Here is a 22,517-nt window from a genome sequence, read left to right as displayed (position 1 = left end):
CGGAGCACCCATGCTGACCACACTGGCCTACCGCGTCCCGCGTGAACACCTCGACGCCGTCCTCGGCTCGGTGACGGCTTACCCGCTCACTGACGGCTTCGCGTCGGCATGGTCGGATCTGCCCGGCGAGCTGCCGACCTACAGCACGTTGACCGCGGGGCTGGTCGCCGCGACAGGCAAGCCGGTGCGGATGTTCGGCCAGAAGAAGCTGGGTGGACGTGACACTGATGCCGGTGCCAAGGCGCTCCTGCTGACCACGGACAGCGCGCTGGACAACCGGCTCCGGGTCGCCGTCCGTGCCTGGGAATCCCACCTACGGGGCGGCGGGACCCCGGTGCTCGCTGACCTCCTGCCTGAGCCCGAAAGCGAACGGTCGTTCGGCGACTTTGTCGAGTACGTGCCCGGTCGCGCGCCGCTCGCCCCGCCGTGGGTCTTCCGCGTGGCCGCCTGGCAGATCGCCCGATCGCTGGCGGCGGAGCCGATGCAGGTGGACGACCGTGCGATCCGGCTGCGGATGGACACCGAGGGCCGGCTGGTGGCGTGGGACGACCGCGATCTCGTCCGGAGCACCAACGGCAAGGCGGCTTCCCTGGCCAACGTCACCATGCGGCTGGTGACCCGGCCCGGTGTCGACGACCTCGTCCTCGCCTTCGACGCCCACCTGTCCCGGCTCGATCCACTGGCCCGGTGGTACCGATCCGCCTGGGTCGAACGCGAACCGGACGCTCCGATTGCCTACCTGCCGGTGCTCGGTCGCTGGGAGGAGAGCGAAGCCCGATACATCCACTTCTTCGACCCGGCCTTCGCGGCGCCCCTGGCTGCTTGTCAGCTCAGGCCGTTGAACGCCCCCGACGCCGACGGCGGCATGTCGGGCACCTTCCGCCCGAAGTTGAAGTCAGCAGACTTTCACGCGCTCGGCAGCGGACTCGGTCCGCGCTTCATGGCTCGTCTGCACGACCACATCACCGCACGCTTGCCGCTGGTCGAGCCGCTCGAGTACGTCGAAGACGCCGAGATCAAGCTGCCGACGCGGGTAGCGAAGTACCCGGCAGGAGGTCTGGCGCCGGCCGCGATCGGCCCGACGGGCGCCAAGAAGCTGACCATCGCGTGTCTCTACCGCACCGCGGAGACGCGCGATCGGATGTTCGCCGAGCTGGACGAGCTGACCGGCGTACGCCCCGCCGGCGGGGAGCTACCGACCGTGGTGCACGAACGGCTCGAAGTGATCGCTCGCCACTGTCCGGCGCTCCTCGATCACGACACGCCGAATCGGGCCGCCGAACTAGCCGCTCTGGACTTGCCAGCCGACCCTGAAACCCTCGTTGCCGCGTGGGTTGAGACAGAATTCCACCCCGCCGCACCGCCGCGGGATTTCGATGCGAAACCGCACCTACGCCGCCTCTTAGCGCACCGCGGCGTGCCGACTCAGTTCCTGGCGACGGAGCCGGCGGTGCTGCCGGCCGGAGCTCGTCCGGCGAGTGCCGGTTCGCAGAAGCACGCGGCGCGGGCGGCCCTGCGAGATCTCCTGAGGTCCTGCGGAGTGCTCGATGAGCGAATCCGGATCGCTGTGGCCCGCGAAAACCTGAAGAACCGGCTGAACCGCAGGACACTGCTTGTCGGGATCAGTGCGCGAGCCCAGCAGACCTACGACGGACGAAACGCGTTCGTCCTCGTGCTGACGGCAGTCCTCGCCGATCCCGACCACCTCGAGCACTGGCGGGTGCTGATGTACAGCGACCGGCAACGCCGGTGGGTCCGGGCGGCGGACGGGTTGACCGACTTCCACGCCGGCACCATCGGCTCTCTGGGACTCGGCCGGTACGGACCGCAGGCGGCGGTGACGCGCGATGAAGTCGAACGGCGGCTCGGAGACCTCGTGGCCGGGGATCTGGCGACAGTCCCGATCGTGGTGTTCGTGCAGGCACAGGCCACTCGGACGGTGTGGTCCGGACTCCAGAACAGCCTGCTCGGGGCGGGCGACCTGCCGGGCGACACCCTGGCTGCGGACGGTGTCGATGTGGCCGTCGTCCGTTCGCACGCCGAGATGGGAGACCTCGGCAGGCCGGTCACCCGGTTCGGCGAGCACCACCTCCCGGACGACGAGCGGCAGCCGGCGGCGCCCGGCCGGAAGGTGTATCGGCTGGTCGGGAGCGCCGTGCCGTCCTGGTTGTTCGCCGGAACCTCCGTCACGCTCGGCAGCAAAGGCGGCCGCGTCGGCACGCTGTACACCCGGTGGAACCTGCCCGAGAACCTGCGGAAGGAACTCGGTGTGCCGTGGCACGCTTACACCGGCCGCGAGTTCGTCGTCGCTCGCCCGGGGTCGTGGAACCCGGTGGAGCTCGCGGCACTGGCCGCGCGGTTGTGCGAACAGCCGATTGCCTGGGACGGGCGGACGTTGACGCCGGGCCCGCTGCACCTCGGCATCACCGCGGACAAGGACCACCCCGACTACCGGATCCGGGGTCGGGACGATTAGCGGGGCTCCCAGGTGCGGCGTTCGGTCGACCGCATCGTTTGGAGCAGGTTCACTACGCCTCCACTCGTGTAGTCGAGCACGGGGAAGTAGTCCATCGTGGCCGGTGCGAGGAACAGCGGAAGGTCGAATTCGGTCCACTCGGGAAGCACGATGGGAAGAACGTACTGCCGCCACTCCGGGTTGCGCTGGTACAAGGTCCGCAGGGCGTTGAACTCCGAGTCCAGTCCGAGGTGCCGGCCAGGCTCGCCGTCGCCGTCGCCCACCGCCTTGCACATCTCCGAAGCCATGACGAGGACGAAGTCCCGCCGGCGGAGGTGCTCGTAGGCCCAGTGCGCCCAGTCCTTGCGAATCGGGGGATCGTACTGGTCGATGTGCACGTCGACGCCGGCGTGGATGAGGAGGTCGGCGAATCGTCGCACGTTCGCCTTGTGCTCCGGAGAGTCGTGTGCGTAGCACACGAAAACCGACGGCTCGCTTTTCTCTCGCGCCGCTCGGCGGTCGGAGGCGACCGGGGCCACCGTGGGCTCGAAGTCCTCTCGACGGAGGGTGATGACGAACTCGGCGGGCTCTTGCATCGGCCGGTACGGCGCGTCTTCCCCGGTCCTGAGGTCGTAGCGCACGGACAACTCAACGGACACCCGGTCTTGGCCTTCGGGGACCAGAAGGACCAACCAGGCGGATCGCGTCCCCGGTTCGACCCCGTCCGGGTGGTCCGACCGATGCTGCCACCGGACCGACGAACCGGGAACCTCGTAAAGGCGGATGGAGTCGTCGATCTCGGGCAGGTGCAGGCCTCGGGTTCCCCCGGGTTCCGTTTTGACCAGTTCGAGGTAGTCGGTGACGGCGTACGAAGCGGCCTTTTGGGGATCGCGTGAGGTGCGCGGCACCGCAGCCACCACCGTCGACTCACCCGAGCCGAACCGCAGACCCAGCTCGAACCACTGCATCGGCGCCAGATCCGGCCGGAGGCGCAATTCGTAGTTGACCTTCACCAGGTAGACGGCTGAACCGGCGAACTGCCCTGCCGGTCGCTCGGCAGGATGAACTTGCCACGAGAGAAGACAAAGTTCTCCGATACCGACTCCGTCCGGAGCCGTATCGACCCGTTTCCCGCTGCCTTCGGCGGCGACAAGGGCCACGCTGGCCGGACCCGTGGGCACCTGCTTCCTCCTGCAAGATCTGCTGCCGACACCGGTGCCGGCCGATCGGTGGCCGAGGTCACTCGGGTATCAGCAGTTCGAGTGCGCGGACACGTCGAGGCACAGCATTGAACGATGGCTCAGCCCGTTGACTGATCGTAGCGTCCGCACTCAGCCCGGCCGTTCCATGCACGTGTTCGTCCCATCGTGATCCCGTCGCACGCTTGGTGGGCTCCCCAGTTGCGGTCAGCAGTTCGGGCCGCTCCGTGATTCCTTCGATGCTGCCGTCACCGGGCTCGTAGTGTCTGCATCAGTAGCCCACGGCGATAGCGCCTCAGTTGCGCTCGGCCGCGAGATTCGCCGATCCCGGGCCTGCGGTGGGTGCTGCAGTGCCGATGTCGATCCGGTGGTCTCGGCTGTTACGACCAGAACGTCCCGCGAAGGCGCTGGGGCGTCGTACTACGCCGACGTTTGGCCTCCCCGATGCCGGCAGAGAACCGATCCGACGCGCTATCGGTGAGTGCACGCTCCAGGGAACCTGTATCGCGGCCGCAACGAGATGGGATCCCCAAATCGTGAAACACCCGGGTGGGGGATGTCCAGGCAACTGGATTGCGCCGCTCCGAGCCTGCACGAGTGCCTCGGAGCCCTGGCACGGTTTGCCGACGTTGCGATGGCTGAAGGCCGCCTCCTACTTCTCTTGGAGCGCCTGTGCCGTTGGCTTCTGCGGCTGGGCCGGGTCCTTCGGTTGAGGTGACTTGTCCGCGGCGCGCCATTTTCGGAGGACCCGGCGCCCGTAGTTGTGCGTGCCGGCGATCCGGTCGAGCTCGGCGCCGGTCGGGGTGCGTCCTTGCCGGCACTCGGCCTCGTAGAACTCCCACATACGCTGCTCGGCAGTTTTGTCCACCGGGTGATCCAGAACTGTGGACAACTCATCCGGAGTCGACTCTTGAGGCACGTCGGAAGCCGGCGTCGGCGACGAGCGACGGCGCTTGAGCGCTCGGTTCAGCAGCTCGACCGAGAGCAGCAGCGCCAGCGGTGGGCAAGCGGCGACCATGATGCCGAAGATGCTCAGTTCGGGTGCCGAGGCGATGTTGGCGCAGAGCGAGAGGGAGATGCCGAAGATGAAGGCGAGCCAGGCCTGCCACTTGCTCCCCGCGGCTTTCCAGAGTTCGACGGTCGCGATGGTGAGTAGGCCGTCGACGATCAGGGGCCAGATCCAGGCGGTCGCTTCGTCTGCACCGAACCGCAGGGCGAAGTGGAGGCCGTGCCGATAGGAGGCGAAGGCAGCTCCGAGGGCGACGAGGCCGGTGAAGAAGCACTGAACGCCGAGCGTGAGCTCAATGCGAGAGGGTGTCTTCATGACCGCCCCCGTCGGCCCCGGCCGAACTCGACGAGCGTCAGAGTTGCGGATATTTGCAGGTCAGACCGCTGATTGGCCGGGTGGATGCTGTTCGTACCCGGTCGGGGGTACGCCGAAATCCCGTCTGACCCAGGTCAGGCGGGTTTTTTCGTGCGCCCGGTGATCGTCCTTCCCGGACTTTTCAGCGCGGCGGGTAGTCCCAGTCCAGTTCCCAGCATTGGATGTGGCGGAAACCGACGACGGCGAGGGCTGCGCACCCGTCGGCCGCTATCTCGACCGCGCCGACCTCCTCGGCGCATTCGATCTCGGTGACCAGGTTGCCGGTCGGCACGTGCCACAGCCGGATCTGCCGGGTGGCCGCGGTGAGCAGGAGGTCGCCGTCGGCGGTCAACGCCAACGACGTCACGCGTTCGTCGGCCACGTCCACCACGGCTTCGGGTGCTCCCGCGACGGCCAGCACGATGTCCCCGTGGTTGTCGAAGCTCTGCCGGGTGGCGACGACGACCCGGCCGTCGGCACTGGCCACGATGGACCCGGCCCCGGTCGTCTCGACCCCGCCGCCCGGGTGGGTGTGCCGGAGGCGGACGAGCCCGCCGGAGAACAGGGCCGTCTCGCGCACCGCGGTGAGGGTGCGGGCATCGAGGACGCGGGTGCGCCCGTCGTCCTTCACCAGGACGGCGACGTCGCCGGACAGCACGACCCGCTCGTCGGCGTGCACGGACCACCCGTGCACGCCCTGGCCGGTCAGCCGGTTGCGCAGGACGCTGATCCCGTTCCGGCGCACGAACTCGAACGCGGGGTTCTCGACCTTCAGCACGGGCTGTCCGCCGTCGTCCCGGACGACCACCCCGGCGAGGCGGGCCGTCTTGAGGTCCCACAACACTTCGGCGCGCTCGGAGTCTTCGGCGAGCACGTGCCGGTCGTCGGCGCAGGGGATCGCGTACTCCAAGGCGAGCTCGTGCTGGTCCCGCGCCGTCCGCACCTCACCCGTGCGCAGGTCGTGGACGCGCACGCCGCGGCCGAAGTGGTCCGCGAAGGCGTAGCGCAGGTTCCGGGTGACCGCGGTCCGGCCGATCAGGACGTCGTCGAAGCGACGCGTGGGCCACACGCCCGCGAAGGCGGTCCGTTCGCTGACCGCGCCGATCCGCCGCCACAACGTCCGGAGCTCGGGGTGCCTGCGGTAGGCGGGCATCCCGCGCACGAGCTCCAGCTGCCGCCGGGCATCGGTGTGGCGGCCGGTTTCCAGGAGGTCGCGGGCCAGGTCGAGGTTCTCCGCGGCCACCAGCGCGTCCCCGGCCAAGCGGTCGGTCGGCTGCGGACGGGCGTAGCTCCACGGCGCGGCGGGCCCCGGTTCGGGGATGTGGACGACCGCGGTGGTGTGGACGGTCCGGGGCGTGCGGCTGCCGAGGACGACCAGCACCGCGCGGCCCTCGGCGTCCGCGGCGACCGTCATCGGGCTGCGCGATTCCACGGTGGTGGTGAACGTGCACCGGCCCTCGTCGAGGCGCCATCCCTGCAGCAGCAGGTCGAAGGTCTTCACCGCGGTGCGGCCGTCGTCGGCGACGGCCAGCCAGCCGAAGCCGCCGCCCCACGGCACGGCGCTGCCGAGGTTCCGGGCTTCGAACGCCGTCAGGTCCAGCAGCACCATTTCGCCGGCTTCCGTGGCGGAGAGGGCGAACCGCGCAGAGGGGCTGATCGTGCAGTTCCCCTGCAGGCGGGCGTGTTCCCAGAGCAGCGCGCCGGTGCTGACTTCCACTATCCGCAACGTCCAGTCGCTGCCGTCGAAGACGGCCACCCGCCGGTTGTCGGCGGTGATCGCGATCGCCCAGCCGAGGCCGCCGACGGGTTCCGCTGCGGTGCCGCCGAGCACGTCGACGGTGTCGCGCAGCAGCCGCACCGAGCCGTCGTCGCCGACCGCGGCCACGAGGGTGCCGTCGGGACTGACCGCGACGGCCTCGACCTCGCCCGGCGGCAGCTCGACGGTGCGGGTGCATTCCCCCGTCGCCGTGTCCCAGACGCGCACCCGGCCGTGCCCGTCGACCGACCCGAGGACCCGGCCGTCGGCGCTCAAGGACACCGACCGCACGCGGTTTTCGTGCCCGGTCAGGATCTGCCGCACCCGTTCGTCCGGCAGCGACCAGACTTCGATCTCCGCGTCCAGGAACGTCACCGCGGCCACCCGGCCGTCGGCGCTCAAGGCGATCGGGTTCTTCCGGTCCGTGTAGACCGTGCCGGGCCTCGTCGTGACGCGGCGGTCCGGCAGGGCGTGGGCGGCCTCGGTGTCGGGGCTGTCGGGCAGATCCCGCAGCAGGCGCAGCGCCGCGTCCTTGTCGCCGCGTTCGATGTGGACGAGCGTGAGCAGGTGGTCGGCTGTCCGGTCGCCGGCGTGGCCCAGGCGCACCGCTTCCAGTTCGGCGACCAGCTGCCGGTCGGTCTGCGTCCCCACGCGCCACCGGCGCAGCCCGCGGTTGTAGGTGGCGTGCGGGTGGTGCGGGTCGATCCTCAGCGCGTCGTCCCAGAGCCCGTCCGCCCGCTCGGCGTGCCCGAGGTCCAGCAAGGAAAGCGCGCGGTTGGACAGGCCGTCGGCGAGCAGCGGCGCCTCGTCCGGCCGTTGCCGCGGGTACGGCTCGACCACCGCGGCCCGGTAGACCTCGGCCAGTTCGTCGGCGATCGGGCCGAAGTCCGACGGGCGCGCTTCTGGATCGTCGGTGAAGCAGCGCCGCAAGACATCGGCGACACCCCGGGGCATCGGCGGGAGGAGCGCGTCGCCGGGTTCGGACTCGAGGAACCGCTCGAACACGCTCGCCGCCGCGTGCCCGAACATCGCGGGCGGTCCGCCGGCGAACATCTCGAACACGCTCACCGCCCACGACCACACGTCGGTCCCCGGCCCGAGCCGCTCGCCCCTGGCCTGTTCGGGCGAGCAGTACTCCGGGGTCATCCCGCCGGCGGCCGTGACGAGCGGCGCCGGCGTGCCGCCGGGCGCCCGAACGTGGGCGAGGCCGAAGTCGGTGACCTTCGCGGCGCCGTCGACGTCCAGCATGATGTTGGCGGGCTTGACGTCCTGGTGGACCACGCCTCGCTCGTGCGCGTGGCCGAGGCCCCAGGCGCACTGGATGGCCAGGTCGAGGATCCGGCGGACCGCCGTGCGGTGGCCATCGCGGTAGAGCGCGCGACCGCGCACGGCTTCGGCGAGACTGCCGCCGTCGACCCACTCGGCGAAAACCCTTGGCGTGCCGTCGACCCGGCGTACGTAGGCGCAGCTGACCAAGTGCGGATGCGTGCCGAGACCGACCCAGGCCTCCGCCTCGGCCTCGAACCGCTCGGCGTCGGCGGGGGAGGAAACCAGTTCCTGACGCGGGGTCTTGACGGCCAGCTCGATGCCCCACTGGCGGTGCCACACCCGGTAGACCAGGCCCATCCCGCCGGTCGTGACGACGTCGCGGACCTCGTACACGCCGAGCACGACGTCCCCCGGCGACCACATCTAGTCCACCAGCGCGACGTACAAGGGGCTGCCGAGCAGCACCCGCGTTCCCGCGGTCGTCGGGCTGGGGCCGTGCAGCAGGCGTTTGGCGACGAACTCGAGGTTCTGGTCCGGCCCCGGCATGGCTTCGTTGGCCCGGTGCACGGCGGCCAAAGCGGCGCGGTGGTGCGCGTCGTCCGGGTGTTTGATCGTCTCGGCCAGCGCGCCGATCCCGGGGTCCGCGCGCAACCCGGCGAGCAGCGACGGGGTCAGCGACCGGGGGATGGCCGGCGCGGCCGCGGGCGCGGCGCCGAGGAAGTGGTTGCCGGACCCGCCGAGGCCCACCACGGTGCCCTCGGCGCTGCCGCCGAAGTACGCCAGCGTCGGCTCGGCGGGGAACGGCCCCCAGCGCAGCGGCATCAGCCCCCAAAAGAACTGGCCGGGCTCATCGACGGTGCCGAGGTCGCCGTGGTCCTCCAGGTAACGCACCACCCGCTGCAGCCGTGCCGTGCGCTCGCCGCCGGCGGGGGCCTCCGAGGCGCGCTTCCCGCCGAAGATCTTCAGGTTCAGGCTCACCTCGGTGGTGCGCTTGCGGGTGAAGGCCGGGTCCATCTGCGCGAGCAGCATGTCGACTTTGCTGTCACTGACGTACAAGTAGTACCGGAACGACAACGTGCTCCCCATCCCCGACGGCGCCGTACCGAGCATACCGCCGCCGTCGAGACGGGCCTGGTCACGGCGTGCCCGCCGAAGAGGTTGCCGGTTCCGGGCCGCCAAAAGACGCTTCAGTGGGGGGCGAAACGATTTCGGGGCGTTGACGCTATTCGCGCATCGCTGGCAACTTTCGACCCTTCAGTGGACACCAAAGGAAGTGTGTTTCCTTCATGAACCTGAGAACGAAATTGCTTGCTCTCCTCGTGTTCGCCTTGCCCGCGGTCTTGGCCGGCACGGTGCCGGCGTCGGCTTCCCCGGCCCGGACCGTGGAACTCGCCGCGCCGGCCGGCAGCGGCCTGACCGCCTACGTCGCCGTCATCAAGCCGGTCACCGCGGAGCGGCTCGGTTCCAGCTGGCACGAGGGCTGCCCGGTCGGTCCCGACCAGCTGCGGCTGGTAAGCCTGAACTTCGTCGGGTTCGACGGCGCGGTGCACCGGGGCGAGCTGGTCGTCAACGCCGACCGCGCCACCGAGGTCGCCCGCGTCTTCGCCGACCTGTACTTCGGCCGGTTCCCCATCGAACGGATGGAGACGGTGGAGAAGTACGACTCCGACGACGACGCGTCGATGGCCGCGAACAACACGTCGGCGTTCAACTGCCGGGCGATCACCCGCGGCACCGCCTGGTCCAACCACTCCTACGGGCGCGCCATCGACATCAACACCGTGCAGAACCCCTACATCTCCGGCAGCGGAGCGGTTTACCCGCCCAACGGCGCACCGTACGTCGACCGGACGCAGACCGTGCCCGGCATGATCCACGCGGGCGACGCCACCGAGCAGGCCTTCACCACCCGTGGCTGGATCTGGGGCGGTTCTTGGGACACCCCGATCGACTACCAGCACTTCGAGAAGCCCTGACATCCCGGCGCGCCGCGTCCGATCCTCGTTGCGCCGCCCGGGGTTTTCCGCGACCGACATCGAACAGCTGATCGACTGCCGACCCTGTCCAATATGGACTTTGCTCGCTCGCGTGAGGCCAAATCGCAGGTCAGAGCCGTTTCGTCGGCGAGCCCGTGCCGGAGCCGCCGATGGCCTGCGGGAACTTCCTAGGCGACACAACGGAGTTCAGGGTCACCCCTGTTTGGATTTTGTGCCCTCCTGGTAATACGCTGTGTGACGTCGGCCGAGATGGGCCTGACGGCTAGTTCCACTATGGAGGACTGGAATGACGAACAAGGCCCAGCTGATCGAGGCGCTGTCAGAGCGTCTGGGCGACGACAAGAAGGTGGCTGCGCAGGCCGTTGACGGTCTGGTGGACATCATCATCCGGACGGTCAACAAGGGCGAGAAGGTCAACATCACCGGCTTCGGCGTGTTCGAGAAGCGCGCTCGCGCCGCTCGTACCGCGCGCAACCCGCGCACCGGTGAGGCCGTGAAGGTCAAGAAGACCAACGTTCCCGCCTTCCGCGCCGGCACGACGTTCAAGGACGTCATCTCCGGTTCGAAGAAGCTGCCGAAGGCCACCCCGGTCAAGCGCGCCACGGCGACCGCGACCCGGGCGACGGCCACGAAGACCGCGGCCGCGACCGCGGCTCCGGCCAAGGCGACGACGACCCGCACGACGCGTGCGGCCGCGGCCAAGCCGGCGACGACCACGCGGACCCGCGCCACCGCGGCCAAGCCGGCCGCGAAGGCCACGGCCACCAAGGCCCCCGCCGCGAAGCCGGCCGCCGCGAAGACCGCGGCGGCGAAGACCACCGCGGCCAAGGCCACCCCGGCGAAGGCGACCACCACGCGGGCGAAGGCTGCTGCCGCCAAGCCGGCCGCCGCCGCGAAGACCGCGACCGCGGCGAAGAAGCCGGCCGCTGCCAAGGCCCCGGCCAAGCGCACGTCGGCTGCCAAGAAGAAGTAACTCCCGTTTCATCCCTGAAGGGCCCCGCACCGACCTCGGTGCGGGGCCCTTCGGGTTATGGGGGCTTTCTTAGGCGGGCCGCGGAGGATGCGCCTTGGGGCGTTGGTGCCTCGGCACGGCGGGACGGGCCGTGGAGGATGCACCCTGGGGCGGTTGGTGCCCGGGATGGCGGGGCGGGCGGCGGAGGGTGCGCCCTGAGGTGTTGGTGCCCCGGATGGCGGGACGGGCCGCGGAGGACGCGTCCTGGGGCGTTGGTGCCCCGGACGGCGGGGCGGGCGGCGGAGGATGCGCCCTGAAGTGTTGGTGCCCCGGACGGCGGGGCGGGCCGCGGAGGATGCACCCTGAGGTGTTGGTGCCTGGCCGAACGAGGGGCAACCAAGAAGATCCGTGCCAAGGCGTCCGCGGCGATCTCAGCGGGCCTGATGGCGGTGCCGGTGGCGGACGCCGTCGATCCGCGTCCGGGCAGCTGTTCCAGTGCGACCACATCGACGCCCGGAAGGGCTGGTCGGGTTCGCATGAGTGCGGGACTTCCACCCGCGTGAGGGGCCTCGGCCGGCGGCGAGGACGGTTCGTCCTCGCCGCCGGCGGGTCGCGCCTCGATCTCTCCCCAGTGATCTACCGGCCACCGCGCTTACTTCTTGGCGGCGGCGACCTTCTTGCGCGGGGCGCGCTTGCGCGGCGCCGCCGGGGCCTCGGTCTCGGCCACCTGGGCCTGCTCGTAGGCCGCGATCACCTCGGAGGACAGGCGGCCGCGCTCGGAGACCTCGTAGCCGTTCGCGTTCGCCCAGGCGCGGATCTGCTGGTTGCGCTCGCGGTCGGTCGTGCTCGTCGTGGTCGACTGCCCGGTGGCGACGCGCACCTTGCGGCCGCCGATGCGCCGGCCGGCCGCGATGTAGCGGGCGAGCTCGTCACGCAGGGAGGCGGCGTTCTCGTCCGAAAGGTCGATCTCGTAAGTGACGCCGTCGAGGCCGAACTGAACGGTCTGGGCGGCGGTGCTGCCGTCGATGTCGTCCAGGATCTCGACGAGGACTTTCTGGGCCACGGGAATGCTCCTCAAGCTGGATGTGCGTCCGGGGAACGTGACGTGTGACAAGTTGCACAATGACCGACGTTCTCAGGTGGAGTGTATCCACCCGGGGATCGGTACGGCAATTTCCCCGGGACTTCCCGCGATTCAGCCGTCCTGATTGGACGCACGGCGGGGGAAACCCGGGCACTAGGTCCCGGACGGCGTCGAACCCTGCTCGCCGTAGTGGTAGGGCGGATCCGTCTCGAGCGCCTCGTCGGCCTGCTCGTCGACGGGGTCCGTGAGCTCGGCCTCCCGGGCGGCCTCTTTGGCCTCTTCGATGTGCTGCCGCGAGCGGGCGAGCTCCGCTTCGGGGTCTTCGTGCTTCTCGTTCGCCGCCATCACAACTCCCTTGCCGGGGGCAATTCCGTGGTGTTCGGTTACCCGCTCGGCGGGACGGCAACCGTCGGAACGATTCTTCGGGCGGCATTGCGCAAATCCTCACCCGGGCGACAGCTGTCCTCGGCGCGTGAGCGGTGAATTCTTCCGCTCTTCAGCGGCCGTGTGGGGAGCGTGTGACCGGGACCGGTTCCGCGTGCCCCCGCAACGCCGAAGGGCCCCGCACCAGCCGGTGCGGGGCCCTTCCGGGGTGAAACCTGGTTACTACTTCTTCTTGGCAGCCGACGTGCGCTTGGCGGGCGCCTTGGCAGCGGCCGGCTTCTTGGCGGCGGCGGTCTTGGTCGCGGCCGGCTTGGCGGCGGCCTTGGCGCGCGTGGTGGTCGCCTTCGCGGTGGTGGCCTTGGCCGCGGTGGTCTTCGCCGCCGCGGTCTTCGGGGCCGCCTTGGTCGCGGTGGCCTTGGCGGCCGGCTTCGCCGCGGTGGCGCGGGTCCGCGTGGTCGTCGAGCGCGTGGTGGCCGGCTTGGCGGCCGCGGCGCGGGTGGTGCGGGTCGTGGTGGCCTTCGCCGGAGCGGCGGCGGCCTTGGTGGCGGTCGCGCGGGTCGTCGTCGCGGCGGTGGCGCGCTTGACCGGTGTGGCCTTGGGCAGCTTCTTGCTGCCGGAGATGACGTCCTTGAAGGTGGTCCCGGCGCGGAAGGCGGGCACGTTGGTCTTCTTGACGCGCACGGCCTCACCGGTACGCGGGTTCCGGGCGGTGCGGGCCGCACGGGCACGCTTCTCGAACACCCCGAAGCCGGTGATGTTGACCTTTTCGCCCTTGTTGACCGTCCGGATGATGATGTCCACCAGACCGTCAACGGCCTGCGAAGCCACCTTCTTGTCGCCCAGACGCTCCGACAGCGCCTCGATCAGCTGGGCCTTGTTCGTCATTCCAGTCCTCCATAGTGGAACTACTAGTCACGGCCCATCTCGGCCGACACTGCACACGGTATTACCAATACCGCACAAAATCCAACCGGGGGGTGAAATATTTCCTTGCGAGGGCGCTGGTTCCGCCTCCCGAGGGACGTCCGTGCGACGCGACCCGAAATGGAACCCGGACCTCGACCATGGCTCTGAGCAGGCAAAATGCTATGGCGGAGCCGTCCACAGTGGTCGTCCATATAGGACCCGGGGCCCCTCCGGGCGACTTTTTGCGCGACACGCCGGTGTGAGGCCTCCCGGCGTGTGCCCGAGGCCGATCCCGCGCAGCGGCGGGGGTTCCCAGGTCCGCCGGCGGCCCCCGGATCAGGCTTGCCGGGGCGCCGCGTGGGTCTCCTCCACCGCAACTTCGACGGGGTGGCGCCGATCGACGGTGTCCGCCGGACGACTTCCCCGTGGAACCAGGCGGAAGTGATCAAGGCGAACGGAGTCGGTGGCGACAGTAAAGCGGCCTTCACCTGCGCGGCTTCCGGCAGCCGGAAGGGATCGACGGGGCCGTAACGCCGTACTCGTCGTGGACGACCTCTCGGGTGTGCGGGGCCAGTCGGGGATTCCGGGCGGCACCAGGACCAGCACGCCGTCACCGCAGTCGACGTGCCGGCAGTCCTTCCAGGGCACGCCCGAGTCGGCGAAAGCCCGCCGCAGGGCCTGATACAGCGCCTGCCTCAGGACCAGCCGGTGCCCGCTGGTCCGGCGAGCGTCCCCGTACCTGGAGACGTCGACCACCACGACCGCCTGGTGGGGCCCGGTTTCGCGCCTGCCCACTCAGATCACCTCCTGCGCGGTCAGGACCTTCCTCAGCCGCGTTAGGGCGCGGTGCTGGGCGACGCGGACGGCGCCGGGAGTGGACCCCACGGCTTCGGCAACCTCCTCGGCCGACAGGCCGACGACCACGCGCAGCACCACGATCTCCCGCTGCTTGTCCGGCAACACTTCGAGCAACCGCGACATCCGCTCGTTCAGCTCCCGCTGCAGTTCGGGACCGGCAGCCTCGTCGGCCTCGTCGGGAAGCTCGGCCACAGGTTCGGCCCGGTTGTGCGCCGGGAACGGCAGCCTTGGTCGCGGTACGAAGGCAATGCTGTGAGCACCGCCAGGCACACTTCCTGTGCGACGTCGTCCGCGGACGCACCACCAACGGCCGGATGGCCGCGAGCAGCCGTTCCACTGCCCGGGGATCTCCCTCGACCGCGGCGGCAACCGGCACCGCGACGGTGCGCAGGGCGGCGGCCTGCCGCAGGACATTCCGCCGGACGGCTTCCGTGCGCACCTCGCACCGTGCGGTACAGCCAGGCGCTCTCGTTCCGGACCGGATCCCGGCCGGCCCGCTGCAGCGGGCGCATGACCAGTTCGGTGACCGCGTCCTCCGCGAACATCTGTGTGTCGGGGATGGAGCCGTCCAGCTTCACAGCGAACTTGGCGAGGTCGACCGTCCGTCACGCCGGATCCGGATGTTCGGGCGCCGGTAGGGGTCCGCGGGAAGACCCGGTGCACCGTGCGATGTCGGACATCTGTTCGGCCGCTCTGGTCACCGTGGACGCCCATCTAGGTAAGTGACGGAAAAAGGCCTGCGGTGACTGAAGATCTTCCCCGTAGGGTGAACTCACTCGTTCGGCCCAGCGTGACCACTCCGGTACCCAGCACGCACAACGCCGTGTTGGGCGCGGGACTGTCGGTCCGGCGGGCTAGTCTGCCGCGGGAGGAAGACCCGGGCGGACAGGGAGAACCGTGGACCAGGAGACGCTCACCACCGTGGTCGGCCGGGTGGCCGGGACCGAGGACTCGACGCCGCTGCAGTTCCACGTGGCCATCGATCCCGAGGCCTACCTGCAGCTCGACGACGTCGTCGTCACCCGGCGGGAACTCCCCGGCCTCGGCGAAGTCACCTCCTACGGCGTCGTCACGCAGGTGAGCGCGCGGCACGAGGGTGCCAGCTTCGGCAGCGACGTCTTCCTGATCTCCGACGGCGTCCTGCCCGCGCAGGTGCAGGAGATCGCCGAGATCGCCACGACCCGCGTCGAGCCCGAGTGCTACGTGCCGCCGCGGCCGGGGGCCGTCGTCCAGCGGGCCGTGGGGGAGGATCGCGCGCAGGCGCTGTACTTCGACAACATGACCCGCCAGGTGGCCGTCGGCCTGGGGCGGGACGGCGAACCCGTCTACCTCAACATGGACTTCCTCGACGGCACCCGTGGCGCGCACGTCAGCATCTCCGGCGTCTCCGGCGTCGCCACCAAGACGTCGTTCGCGTTGTTCCTGCTGCACTCGATCTTCCGCGGCGGCGCCCTGCCGAACGCCCACAACGCCAAGGCCCTCGTCTTCTCCGTCAAGGGCGAGGACCTGCTGTTCCTCGACACCCCGAACCGCGCGCTCGACGAGAAGCTCAGGGACGAATACCTCAAGCTGGGCCTGCCCGCCGAGCCCTTCGCGTCCGTCGGCTTCTACGCCCCGCCGACGCCGTCGGACACCACGGGGAAGCCTTACGTCACCGGCCGGACCTCCGGCGTCGGCGCCTTCTGGTGGACCATCGCGGAGTTCTGCGCCAACGACCTGCTGCCCTACGTCTTCGCCGACGCCGAAGACGAGCGCAACCAGTACACGATGGTCATCCACCAGGTCGCGAACCGCCTGCGGCTCGACAGCACCCCCGCGGGCAAGGACGGCGCCGCGAACGTCGACGGCGTCCTGTGCCGCACCTACGCCGAGCTCATCGACGTCATCTGCGAGCGCGTCACCGACGAGGAAACCCGCGCGAGCTGGGCGGGTGCGGTCACCGGCGCCGGCACGGTCAACGCGTTCATCCGGCGCCTGCGGTCCAGCCAGCGCGCGCTCAACGGCCTCATCCGCGGCGACCTCACCGATCACGCCGCGCGCAAGCTGTCCACGGAGAACCAGCAAGTCACCGTCGTGGACATCCACAACCTCGTCGAGCGCGCGCAGCGGTTCGTCGTCGGCGTCACGCTCGCCGCGGAAACCGCGCGCAAGGAAGCCGCGGGCCCGGGCGGCCTGCTGTTCACCATGCTGGACGAGCTGAACAAGTACGCCCCGCGCGAAGGCAGCAGCCCCATCAAGGAGGTGCTGCTGGACATCGCCGAGCGCGGCCGCTCCCTCGGCGTCATCCTCATCGGCGCGCAGCAGACCGCCAGCGAGGTCGAACGCCGGATCGTCAGCAACAGTTCGGTGCGGATCGTCGGCCGCCTCGACGCCGCCGAGGCCTCGCGCCCGGAATACGGCTTCCTCCCGGCCAGCCAGCGGGTCCGTGCGACGCTCGCCACACCCGGCACGATGTTCGTGAGCCAGCCGGAGATCCCGGTGCCGATCGCGGTCGGCTTCCCCTTCCCGGCCTGGGCCACGCGGCTTTCCGAGGCCGGGCAGATCCCCGCGACCACCGCGTCGTCGAAGAAGTCCGATCCCTTCGCCGGCCTGCCGACGCGCGGCAGCGACCCGTTCGGCGACGACCCGCCGCCGTTCTGAGCCCGCCGCCCGCCGACCGCACGGAAGAACGGAAGGACGAAGCGTGAAGTTCCTGCACACCTCCGACTGGCACGTCGGCAAGACGCTCAAGGGCCGCAACCGCCTGGACGAGCAGCGTGCGGTGCTCGGCGAGATCGTCCGGATCGCGCGGGAGGAGCAGTTCGACGCGATCCTCGTCGCGGGCGACCTCTACGAGACGTCGGCGCCGTCGGCGGCCGCGCAGGAGCTCGTGGTGCGGGCCCTGATGGCGCTGCGCGAAACCGGCGCCGAGGTCATCGCCATCGCCGGGAACCACGACCACGCCGCGACGTTCGAGGCGTACCGGCCGCTGCTCAAGGCGGCGGGCATCCAGCTCACCGGCGACCCGCGCCCGGTCCACGACGGCGGCGTCTACTCGTTCGACGCGCGGTCGACCGGCGAACGCGTCAACGTCGCCGTGCTGCCCTTCCTTTCCCAGCGCTACGCGGTCCGCGCGGCCGAGCTGCTCGCCGGGACCCCGGCGGACAACGTCGGCGAGTACGACCAGCGCGTGCGCGACATCCTGGAGCACCTCAAGACCGGGTTCACCGCCGGCGCGGTGAACCTCGTCATGGCGCACCTGACGGTGACCGGCGGGACGATGGGCGGCGGCGAGCGCGCGGCGCAGTCCATCTTCGAATACCACGTGCCGGCCACGGCGTTCGGCGCCGACCCGCACTACGTGGCGCTGGGCCACCTGCACCGGCGCCAGTCGCTGCCCGCCGCGTGCCCGGTGCACTACAGCGGCTCGCCGTTCGCCGTCGACTTCGGCGAGCAGGACAACAAGAGCGTCGTCCTGGCCGTCGAGGTGACGCCGACGACGCCCGCGAAGATCACCGAAATCCCGATGACGCAGGGGCGGCGGCTGCGGACCGTGCACGGCACGGTGGCGGAGCTCGTCGGCCGCAAAGAGGAGTTCGGCGAGGACTACCTCCGCGTCTACGTCCGCGAAGCGACCAGGGCCGGGCTGCGCGAAGAGATCCAGGAAGCCCTGCCCCAGGCCCTGGAAATCCGCATCGACCCGGAGTTCGCCGCCCCGGTGACGACGGCGAGCGGCGACCGCGCGGTCGCGGACCGCTCGCCGGGGGAGCTGTTCGCGAGTTACTGCGAAGAACGCACGGTCGAGGACAAGCGCGTCCAGTCGCTCTTCGCGCGGCTGCACGACGAAGAGACGAGCGGGGTGTGACATGCGGCCTGTACTGCTGGAGATGACCGGGTTCGCGTCGTTCCGCGACAAGACCGAAGTCAGCTTCGCGGACACGGACTACTTCGCGCTCGTCGGGCCGACCGGGGCCGGCAAGAGCACTGTGATCGACGCGCTCACCTTCGCTCTCTACGGTTCCGTCGCCCGCTGGGACCACGAAGGCCTCGTCGCGCCCGCGCTCGCCCCGACGGCGAACCGCGCGACCGTGCGGCTGGTGTTCGACGCGGGCGGCGCGCGCTACCACGTCGTGCGTGAAGTCCGGCGCAGCGGCGGGAAGAAACCCACGGTCAGCGTCAAGAACGTGCGCCTGGAACGGCTCATCGACCCCACCGCGCTCGGCGGCCCGGAGGACGACGCCGACCCGGTCGCCGCGGACTCCGAGGTCACCCCGGCCGTCGAGCGGCTGCTCGGGTTGACGTTCAAGCACTTCTGCACCTGCGTCGCGCTGCCCCAGGGCGACTTCGCCGAGTTCCTGCACGCCAAGGCCGCCGACCGGCAGAAGATCCTCATCAAGCTGCTGGGCCTGGAGGTCTACGAGCGGATCGGCCGCCGCGCCGGTGTGACGGCGGAGCAGCAGAAGCAGCGTGCCGCCGTCCTGACCGAGCAGCTCGGCAGCTACGCCGACGCCACCGGGGAAGCCGTCGAAGAGCTGGCCGCGCGGATGGCGGCGCTGGCCGGCTTGGACGCGCGCGTGACCGCGGCCCTGCCGGGGCTCGACGACGCGACCCGCGCGCACGACGAAGCCCGGCAACGCGTCGCGACGCTGACGAAGGAGCTGAGCGTCCTCGACGCGCTGGAACGCCCCGAAGGCGTCGAAGACCTCGAAACCCGGCGGCGCACCGCGGCGGAGGCGGTGACCACCGCCCGGACCGGGTTGGAGACGGCCGAAACGGCGGACGAGGCGGCCCGTGCCGCGCTCGCGTCCGCGCCCGCCCGCGGTGAACTGGAACGGATCCGCGCCGCCCGCACCGAGCTCGCCGAGGCCGAAAAGGCGCTCCCGGACCTGGAAAAGGCCGCGAAAGCGGCGTCGGAGGCGAAAGCGGCCGCCGCCGCCGCGGTCACGGAAGCCGTGTCCGCGGTCGAGGCGGCCCGCAACGCGCGGGACACGACCGCGCGGGCGGCCGAGAACGCGGCCGGCGAAGCGGCCCGCGGCCGCCAGGAGCGTGACCGGCTGGCCGGGCTGCGGCCGCCGGAAGATCTCGGTGACCTGGCGAAGGAAGCTGCGCGGGTGGCGAAGCGCACGGCGGACGCCGACACGCGCCTGCGTGCGGCCGAGGCCGCCGACGCCGAGGCGCGCGCGGCGCTGGCCGCGCAGCCGGACGTCGCCCCGCTCGCCTCGGCCCGGTCCGACGCCCGCACGCTCTACACGGTGTGCGACGCGCAACGGAAAGCCGCGCCCGAGCAGGCCGCGCGCCGCACGGAGCTCGAAGCGGCGCGAGCCGCCTTCGCCCGCGCCGACGCCGAAGTCGCCGCGGCGAAGACGGCGGTGACCGAAGCCGAACGGGCCGGGCAGGCGCTGACGCTGCGGGCCGGGCTCGCCGTCGGGCACCCGTGCCCGGTGTGCGAGCAGGAAGTCGCGACGCTGCCCGACGCCGGCGGCCACGCCCACCTGGCCGAAGCGGCGGAACGCCTCGAGCGCGCCGAACGCGAGCGTGCCGCCGCCGAGTCCGCGCTGCGCAAGCTGGAGCGGGCCGTGGACCGCGACGCCGACTCGGCCGCGGCGGCGGCCGCGCAGGCGGAAGAACTGCGTGCGGTGCTCGCGGACGTCGATGGCCCACCCGAATCGCCGGTGCTGCGGCGCAAGGTCGAGGCGTCTTTTTCCGAGCAGGACTACGCCGATCTCGTCACGGCCGTGCGCGAACGGGGCGAGTGGCTGTCGGCGACGATCGACGGCCGCACCCGCGTCGCCGAGGCCGCGCACGCCGCCGACCAGGAACTGGCGGCGGCCCGCGCCGACCGCGCGGCGGCGCAAACCGCGGCCGACGGCGTCGAGAAGTCGTTCGCGGCGGCCAGGGAAGCGCTGCGGGCGGCGCGCGACCCCCTGGTGGAGCTGGGCGCGCCCGCGGTCGACGACGCCGACGTCCCGGCGGGCTGGCAGCGGCTGACCGCGTGGGCGGCGGCGACGCTCGAAGACCGGCGAACGGCGCTGGCCGCGCTCGAAGCGGCCGCCGAAGCCGCGGGCAAGGAAGCCGTCGTCGCGGCCGACGACCTCGCTTCGGCCGAGCGGGCCGCCGAGCAACGGCGCAAGCGGGCGCAAGAGTCGGCGCTGGCCGAGCAGTCGGCGACCACCGCGCTCACGACCACGCGGCACCGCCACGGCGAACTGACCGCGAGCCTGGCGGACGCGCCCGCCGCCGAGGTCGTCACCGAGCAGCTCGCGAAGGTCGCCGAACTCGAGCAGGCCGCGAAGAAGGCGGACGCGGACCTGCGGACCGCCCGCGCCGCCGCGAAACAAGCCGCCGAGGCCCAGGCGCGCATCGCCGACCAGGTCGACGCGGAACGGCAGCGGCTGTCCCGGGCGCGTGACCCCCTGGTCGGCCTCGGCGCCCCGCCGATCGACGGCGACAGCCTCCTCGGCGCCTGGACCGCGCTGACGGATTGGGCGGCCGGGCAGGCGAACGAGCACCGCGACCGCCTGGCCGTCGCGACGACGGCCGAGGGCGAAGCGGCCGAAGCGTTGCGAGCGGCCGAACGCGCGGTCGTCGACGACGTCACCGCGCTCGGCGTCGCCCTGCCGGCGGGGCCGGTGCGCGATCGCGTGCCGGTCGCTTTGGCCACCGCGCGGGCGCGTGCCGAAGCCGACCACACGGAGATGAAGCGGCGCGTCGCGCACGTGGCGGGCCTGCACGGCGACATCGCCGCCGCGGAGTCCGAAGCCCAGGTCGCGCGGCTGCTCGCGGATCTGCTGCGCTCGGACAAGTTCCCGCGCTGGCTGATCGCCGGGGCGCTGGACACGCTCGTCGCCGAGGCGTCGGCGTCGCTGCTGGAGCTGTCCGGCGGCCAGTTCGAGCTGACCCACGACAAGGGCGACTTCCTGGTGGTGGACCACAACGAGGCCGACGCCCGCCGTCCGGTGAAGACGCTCTCCGGCGGCGAGACGTTCCAGGCGTCGCTCTCGCTGGCCCTCGCGCTGTCCTCGCAGCTGGGCGCGATGGCCGCCGAGGGAGCCACCAAGCTCGAGTCGATCTTCCTCGACGAGGGCTTCGGCACCCTGGACGAGGCCACCCTCGACGTCGTCGCGTCCACATTGGAGAACCTGTCCGCGACCGGCTCCCGGATGGTCGGGGTGATCACGCACGTGCCGGCGCTCGCCGAGCGGGTGCCGGTCCGGTTCCTGGTCACCCGCGACGGCTCCGGCTCGCACATCAGCAGGGAGGGCGCATGACGGCGGTGGCCGGGATGCACTTCAGCGTCGACTCGTGGGACCCGGGCTACGGCAGCTCGATGGAGGCCGAGGAGCTGGCGCGGTCCGGGGCGGAGGTCGAGCTCGAAGTCGAGGTGCCCATGGCCGAATGGGTCCCGATCGACCCATCGCCGGTTGCCCCGCCCGACGCGGTGTTGTTCGTCGACGGCGTCCGCCGGATCGACGCCCGCGTCTGGATCGACGACCCGGCCGGGACGAACTCGGCGTCCATCGGGCTGTGCGCGTCCTACGCGGCCGGGGTGGTGTGCTGCTGCGACGGACGCGCGCACGTCGTCGGGACCGACGTCCGGCGCGGGGTGTTCACGGTGGCCCAGGAAGCCGCCGACATCGTGACGCCGGCGGGGGTCTACCGGGCGTTCCGCGCCGCGGCCAAGGAGGACAAGCCGCTGGCGGTGGTGCTGTCGTCGGCGTTGCAGGAGCAGCTGGCCGAGGCCGAGCTGGACACGGCGACGGCGGCGCGGCAGGCGATCGCCGGTCACGTCGGCACCGACCTGCTGGTGGTGGACGGCCCGCTGAGCGGCCGCACGCACCTGTCGCGGGCGGTGGGGTTCATCAAGAGCCACCAGACGACGTACCTGCCGGGCGAGCTCAACGCGATGGTCGGCCGACTGGAGCCCCACCAGCGCACCCCGGTGTTCCTGATGGGCACGACGTGGGTCCGGCATTCGTGGTACCTGCGGCTGCCGTCGGTGGGCGGCCCGCCGTGGTCGGGGGTGGTCCGCGTGGAGGCGGCGCCCCACCTCGGGCGCGAGGAGGTGGCGGCCCTGGCGAACCTGACGCAGTCGGTGCTGGGCCGGTTCGCGTCGGTGGAGTACAAGGACTCACGGGCGCCGCAGAACCTGTACCCGATCGCGGGCCTGGAGCGCGACCTGCGGCACCGGCTGGGGGACCAGCAGTTCGTCTACCGCGCGCTGCGGCTGGCCGCGGCCCGCTGAGACCGGCCCGGCGGGGTGATCAGCTCCCGCCGGGCCGGACCCGCCCTCTGGGGTGGGCGGGTCCCCGGGGCGG

14 protein-coding genes and 1 pseudogene are annotated in these 22,517 nt (G+C 71.2%); 7 read left to right on the top strand and 8 right to left on the bottom strand.

What is annotated here, in order from left to right:
- The first annotated feature begins 10 nt into the window (after positions 1–10).
- On the top strand, positions 11–2,476 hold the full coding sequence (locus ACZ7OH_RS20715; RefSeq protein WP_470282226.1) for an RNaseH domain-containing protein: 2,466 nt from the start codon (positions 11–13) through the stop codon (positions 2,474–2,476).
- Here ACZ7OH_RS20715 and ACZ7OH_RS20710 read toward each other — a convergent pair.
- The 4 genes from ACZ7OH_RS20710 to ACZ7OH_RS20695 all read right to left on the bottom strand — a co-directional run bounded on the left by ACZ7OH_RS20710 (position 2,473) and on the right by ACZ7OH_RS20695 (position 9,152).
- Entirely contained in the window at positions 2,473–3,636 is a 1,164-nt protein-coding gene (locus tag ACZ7OH_RS20710) for a toll/interleukin-1 receptor domain-containing protein (RefSeq protein ID WP_470282225.1), read from the bottom strand. The two genes, ACZ7OH_RS20715 and ACZ7OH_RS20710, sit on opposite strands and share 4 nt — an antisense overlap.
- 670 nt (positions 3,637–4,306) lie before the next feature.
- Positions 4,307–4,978 (bottom strand): DUF2637 domain-containing protein, encoded by a 672-nt coding sequence (locus ACZ7OH_RS20705; protein WP_470282224.1) that lies wholly within the window; start codon positions 4,976–4,978, stop codon positions 4,307–4,309.
- Positions 4,979–5,159: 181 nt separating this feature from the next.
- A complete protein-coding gene (locus tag ACZ7OH_RS20700; protein ID WP_470282223.1) occupies positions 5,160–8,465 on the bottom strand; it encodes a protein kinase domain-containing protein in 3,306 nt (1,101 codons plus the stop codon).
- Positions 8,466–9,152 (bottom strand): DUF7019 family protein, encoded by a 687-nt coding sequence (locus ACZ7OH_RS20695; protein ID WP_470282222.1) that lies wholly within the window; start codon positions 9,150–9,152, stop codon positions 8,466–8,468.
- A gap of 176 nt (positions 9,153–9,328) precedes the next feature.
- Between ACZ7OH_RS20695 and ACZ7OH_RS20690 the strand changes: the two genes are divergently transcribed.
- Together ACZ7OH_RS20690 and ACZ7OH_RS20685 are read left to right on the top strand one after the other, a co-directional pair.
- Positions 9,329–10,018: a M15 family metallopeptidase gene (locus ACZ7OH_RS20690; RefSeq protein ID WP_470282221.1), complete on the top strand. Its 690-nt coding sequence runs from the start codon at positions 9,329–9,331 to the stop codon at positions 10,016–10,018.
- Between the two features lie 307 nt (positions 10,019–10,325).
- Positions 10,326–11,012, top strand: coding sequence for an HU family DNA-binding protein (locus ACZ7OH_RS20685; protein WP_470282220.1), 687 nt, complete (start codon positions 10,326–10,328; stop codon positions 11,010–11,012).
- 631 nt (positions 11,013–11,643) lie between these two features.
- Here ACZ7OH_RS20685 and ACZ7OH_RS20680 read toward each other — a convergent pair.
- The 4 genes and pseudogenes from ACZ7OH_RS20680 to ACZ7OH_RS20665 all read right to left on the bottom strand — a co-directional run bounded on the left by ACZ7OH_RS20680 (position 11,644) and on the right by ACZ7OH_RS20665 (position 14,614).
- Positions 11,644–12,054 carry a histone-like nucleoid-structuring protein Lsr2 gene (locus ACZ7OH_RS20680; protein ID WP_400903304.1) on the bottom strand — a complete coding sequence of 137 codons (411 nt, stop codon included), beginning with the start codon at positions 12,052–12,054 and terminating at the stop codon, positions 11,644–11,646.
- A gap of 174 nt (positions 12,055–12,228) precedes the next feature.
- Positions 12,229–12,420, bottom strand: a complete 192-nt coding sequence (locus tag ACZ7OH_RS20675) for a hypothetical protein (protein ID WP_470282219.1) — start codon at positions 12,418–12,420, stop codon at positions 12,229–12,231.
- 261 nt (positions 12,421–12,681) lie between these two features.
- Positions 12,682–13,344, bottom strand: a complete 663-nt coding sequence (locus ACZ7OH_RS20670; RefSeq protein WP_400903309.1) for an HU family DNA-binding protein — start codon at positions 13,342–13,344, stop codon at positions 12,682–12,684.
- 816 nt (positions 13,345–14,160) lie between these two features.
- Positions 14,161–14,614 (bottom strand): annotated as a pseudogene (locus ACZ7OH_RS20665) (sigma-70 family RNA polymerase sigma factor).
- A gap of 506 nt (positions 14,615–15,120) precedes the next feature.
- On the opposite strand from ACZ7OH_RS20665, the gene ACZ7OH_RS20660 reads away from it, so the two are divergent.
- Genes ACZ7OH_RS20660 through ACZ7OH_RS20645 form a run of 4 tightly spaced genes read left to right on the top strand, consistent with a single transcriptional unit; the run spans position 15,121 to position 22,444 of the window.
- Complete coding sequence (locus ACZ7OH_RS20660) at positions 15,121–16,863, top strand: ATP-binding protein (RefSeq protein WP_400903314.1); 1,743 nt, start codon at positions 15,121–15,123, stop codon at positions 16,861–16,863.
- Positions 16,864–16,906: 43 nt separating this feature from the next.
- A complete protein-coding gene (locus ACZ7OH_RS20655) occupies positions 16,907–18,067 on the top strand; it encodes an exonuclease SbcCD subunit D (protein ID WP_470282218.1) in 1,161 nt (386 codons plus the stop codon).
- A gap of 1 nt (position 18,068) precedes the next feature.
- Complete coding sequence (locus tag ACZ7OH_RS20650; RefSeq protein WP_470282217.1) at positions 18,069–21,470, top strand: AAA family ATPase; 3,402 nt, start codon at positions 18,069–18,071, stop codon at positions 21,468–21,470.
- Positions 21,467–22,444 carry a hypothetical protein gene (locus tag ACZ7OH_RS20645; RefSeq protein ID WP_470282216.1) on the top strand — a complete coding sequence of 326 codons (978 nt, stop codon included), beginning with the start codon at positions 21,467–21,469 and terminating at the stop codon, positions 22,442–22,444. The genes ACZ7OH_RS20650 and ACZ7OH_RS20645 overlap by 4 nt, the downstream gene beginning before the upstream one ends.
- The last annotated feature ends 73 nt before the right edge of the window (positions 22,445–22,517 follow it).

Source organism: Amycolatopsis sp. NPDC114478 (assembly GCF_055633805.1).
This window is presented reverse-complemented; position numbering and strand designations above follow the sequence as displayed.

Bases quoted from the DNA above. Each gene is read 5' to 3' on its own strand.
- ACZ7OH_RS20705 (WP_470282224.1), bottom strand. From the start codon at position 4,978: ATGAAGACACCCTCTCGCATTGAGCTCACGCTCGGCGTTCAGTGCTTC.
- ACZ7OH_RS20675 (WP_470282219.1), bottom strand. From the start codon at position 12,420: ATGGCGGCGAACGAGAAGCACGAAGACCCCGAAGCGGAGCTCGCCCGC.
- ACZ7OH_RS20715 (WP_470282226.1), top strand. From the start codon at position 11: ATGCTGACCACACTGGCCTACCGCGTCCCGCGTGAACACCTCGACGCC.
- ACZ7OH_RS20700 (WP_470282223.1), bottom strand. From the start codon at position 8,465: ATGTGGTCGCCGGGGGACGTCGTGCTCGGCGTGTACGAGGTCCGCGAC.
- ACZ7OH_RS20670 (WP_400903309.1), bottom strand. From the start codon at position 13,344: ATGACGAACAAGGCCCAGCTGATCGAGGCGCTGTCGGAGCGTCTGGGC.
- ACZ7OH_RS20695 (WP_470282222.1), bottom strand. From the start codon at position 9,152: ATGCTCGGTACGGCGCCGTCGGGGATGGGGAGCACGTTGTCGTTCCGG.
- ACZ7OH_RS20690 (WP_470282221.1), top strand. From the start codon at position 9,329: ATGAACCTGAGAACGAAATTGCTTGCTCTCCTCGTGTTCGCCTTGCCC.
- ACZ7OH_RS20650 (WP_470282217.1), top strand. From the start codon at position 18,069: ATGCGGCCTGTACTGCTGGAGATGACCGGGTTCGCGTCGTTCCGCGAC.
- ACZ7OH_RS20685 (WP_470282220.1), top strand. From the start codon at position 10,326: ATGACGAACAAGGCCCAGCTGATCGAGGCGCTGTCAGAGCGTCTGGGC.
- ACZ7OH_RS20645 (WP_470282216.1), top strand. From the start codon at position 21,467: ATGACGGCGGTGGCCGGGATGCACTTCAGCGTCGACTCGTGGGACCCG.